The sequence below is a fragment of the Rhodopirellula maiorica SM1 genome (genome assembly GCF_000346295.1).
GTDB classification, from domain to species: Bacteria; Planctomycetota; Planctomycetia; order Pirellulales; family Pirellulaceae; genus Novipirellula; species Novipirellula maiorica.
In genome coordinates this window covers 1-2671 of sequence record NZ_ANOG01000736.1, presented here as the reverse complement: position 1 = coordinate 2671, position 2671 = coordinate 1, and the positions used below count along the sequence as shown (strand labels likewise).

The following is a 2671-nucleotide window of genomic DNA, read 5'->3' as shown; positions in this document are numbered from 1 at the left end:
AAACGAAGCGGTGGAGTTTGAATCACGAAAGATTGTACCAACGCCAGCGCCCGTTGCCAAACAAGCGAAGGTGTGCCGAAGGCCTAGCGTAAAAACCATGTTGTGTGACGCTGAACTACGAGATCGCGTGCCACCAGTGCGAACACCCACCGTGCGCACGGCAGAGTTCGTAGCGTTCGCACTCGTTGATTGCGAAAAACGCCGCCGCAAGTCGAAACGCATCTAGTTGACGCGCGGCATTGAGTGAGGGAAGCCACGGAAACAGTTTGGTGCCAAGCCCGCACCATTTGTCGTTGCGCAACGACCAGATGTAAGTTGCCACCTCGGAACCGGCTCCAAGCGCGGCAGCGCCGAGAACGTCAGCCCACCGAGAACCGTCGTTGTATTCAGTACCGAAGCGAAAGAGCCAATCAGTCAATGCGAGTTGATCACGAAGGACTAGTTCGGCTCGCCATTCGAGGAAGCCGTCAATGAATGTAGCGTCGCGTGCGAGCAGATTGGCGCGGATGGTCTCGTCTCGATCGAGGCGAAAGCACGGGTAGGGCTCTTCGTGCAACCATTCCATTCGATTAGCCTGCGTCACACAACGGAAGGTTCTTACGACACCGCCCTAAACGAAGCGAACGATGTCTGAACTACTAGAGATTCTACCACCGGAGGGCGGCTTGAACAAACGACAGTGGTGTGCCGAAGGCCTAGCGTAAAAACCATGTTGTGCGACCGGAATCCTACGTTTCGGTCTCAGGATCGTAGAGAGAGAACTTTACGTCGTCCTGTTCACCGGTGTCAATTGGCTTGCCGAGCGAGTGCGGCGACTCGGTCGCGAGAATGTCAGCTACAGTTCGGCCATTGAACCGATTGTAAACTCCGGTTACACCCTCGGACTGAAGCACACCAAGCTTAATGCCGTTGAATCGATTTCGGGTGTCAACATCGTGTAACGGCATTAGCGAATTCACGACGCCGACGATGCTAGACGGATCGTTGCAATCAACGGTCAATGTGTTGGGATTCTCTGGCATCGACGAAATTACAGAATGCGGTAGGTCGCACAACGTAGTTATGTACGACAACGTGTCGTACTTTAGGGGTACGAGGCTCCACGATGGAGGCACGCTTAACGGGATTGTTGAATTTACTCGTTTTTTGTTCTCGGGGTACAGCTCGTTGCTGCAAAAAATTTCGGTTTATCGTAGTCGTTTTGTATTCGGGCGTGCCAAATGTGCGTAGGCTTAGCGACGCTCCTGGCGGATTCGATGTTTTTCACGATTGATTTTCCATTGGCAAAACCTCGCAAGCCGTCCGTAGGTGTGGCCTTGTTCACTTCGACGTTGGTTGGCGGCGGGGACTCGTTGCCTTAGTCCACGAAGAAGACGAGCGACTTTGAGGACGAACGCGAGTTGGAATTCGCGGTGCTACTTTTTTGTTAGCGTTAGGGTGTATTCGACGAGGTTGACGAGTTGATCGGCAGTCATCAACCGCTGCAGATCTTGCGGCATCAACGACTTGGATTGCTTTTGAAAAATCTCCATTTCGTCCTTGTTAACCGTTTGATCGATCCCCTCGGCATTGCGTAGTGTGACCGATTCCGCTGTGTCACTGACCAACAATCCGGTGATCGCCGAACCGTCCTCGGTCAACACGCTATAGGTTTCAAAGTTATGGCTGACTGCTGCACTGGGGTCCAGAATCGATACGTACATCGCTTCCCGCGATAACTTGCTACCGATCTCGGACAAATCCGGCCCGACTTCTTTTCCTTCGCCATTCACTTTGTGACAGTTGATGCACGTCCCTGGCTTACGGAACACCTTGGCACCGGCGGCCACGTCACCGCGTCGTTTCACAAGCGTTCTCAGCGGTGGTAGAGGTTGACTATCCGCAGTCGCGGGAAGCTCGAGATATTTCGCGGCTTCGATACGAACCGCTTCGTCTTCATCGGACAACAGCACATTCGCGGCAGCAAATTTTAAGTCGTCGGGTAATTTTCGAGAGATTACCAAATCGAGCAATCTTTTGCGTCCGTTGGGACGTCGCGAAATTCCCTCGACCGCGGCGACTCGAACTTCGCTAGATAAACCGTCCGACGTCACTACTGGCAGCAATAGCGAAACGGTTTTGTTGCGTCCGGCAAGCCCGACGAGTGTGACCGCGGCAACACGGCGAGCCAGATCATCCGTTTGGATTGCATCGAGCAGCAGCGATTGACGATCCATCAAAAACAGGATTTCCGCCGCGCGAACACCACTCGTTTGGTCGTGATGCTTCAAACTGAACTCGAACAAGTCATCCGCCATTTCAGCGAACTGGAAACGTTGCAGCAGATCGAAATACGCGTCTGTTCCCGGATAGGTGTGCAGGTAGCGGAGCACCGACTGTTTCGCAGAGACGCTACTATCAAAGTCGAAATCACCAAGTCGCAAAACCGCTTCGACGACCAACTCGTCACTCGGCCCTTCCGACGCAGAATCCGAATTTGCAGCCGAGGCGATCAAACGTTTCAGTGCTATCTCTTTTTCCGGTGCATCATGGAAATCGAATGCACGCAGGTACCGTGCTCGCTCTGCTTCACTCGTCGATGGATCCTGCAACAAGTCCACCAGATAGCCGGGTGCCAACCGGGACCGACTTCGCCAAACGATGTCGCGTCCCGCAGGCGAGTCCCAGTTGT

The 2671-nt window shown here is 53.6% G+C and carries 2 protein-coding genes; both read right to left on the bottom strand.

Features of this window, described 5'->3' with window-relative positions; genetic code table 11:
* Positions 1-728: 728 nt before the first annotated feature.
* The gene (locus RMSM_RS23755) at positions 729-1022 is read right to left on the bottom strand and encodes a hypothetical protein (RefSeq protein WP_008702505.1); all 294 of its coding nucleotides are present in this window, start codon (positions 1020-1022) and stop codon (positions 729-731) included.
* A gap of 393 nt (positions 1023-1415) precedes the next feature.
* On the bottom strand, positions 1416-2671 hold a 1256-nt coding region (locus tag RMSM_RS23750), incomplete at its 5' end, for a c-type cytochrome (RefSeq protein WP_040769187.1).